Below are 502 nucleotides of genomic sequence, written 5' to 3' on the forward strand. Positions count from 1 at the left end.
CCGGAGGAGCCCCGGGGAGAGGCGGAGGCCACGCCCCCTCAGGTGGGGATCAGGGTGGTGGTGCCCTGACTCTCCTCAAAGCCCGCTCCCCTTGGTTCCCTGCCTCCCTCCCTCACCCCGCCCCACCTAGACCTTGGGAGAGGATGCGGCTTGAGTGGGAACGGCGTTGAGAACGGGAAAAAGATTGGCGGGAAGGGCGGGGAGGAGGTCTTAGCTACAAGGTGGTGGTGGGCGGAGGGGGTTTATAGCTAAGATGGTGGCGAGGATGGGTGAGGGACTTGGGCTCGAGGTCTGGGACCACCCGGAGGAAAGGAAGCGGGTGGTGGGCGAGGCCCTGGCGCGCTGGGACGAGGGGGTCCTGAAGGAGGCCTACTGGGCCTACCTGGTCCGCCACCGCAGGAAGCCCGACCGGGGGGCGCCCCTCTACCTCGGCTATTTCGTGCGGTGGCTCGCCCTGAAGGGAAGGCGGTGGCCCCATCTGGAGGCCTCCGACCTCAAGGCC

At 67.9% G+C, this 502-nt stretch carries 1 pseudogene; it reads left to right on the top strand.

Annotation, left to right across the window (positions count from 1 at the left end):
* Positions 1-265 precede the first annotated feature (265 nt).
* Positions 266-502 (top strand): annotated as a pseudogene (locus AC01Y6_RS11320) (recombinase XerD); the annotation flags it as partial.

The sequence above is a fragment of the Thermus sp. genome, from assembly GCF_056332225.1.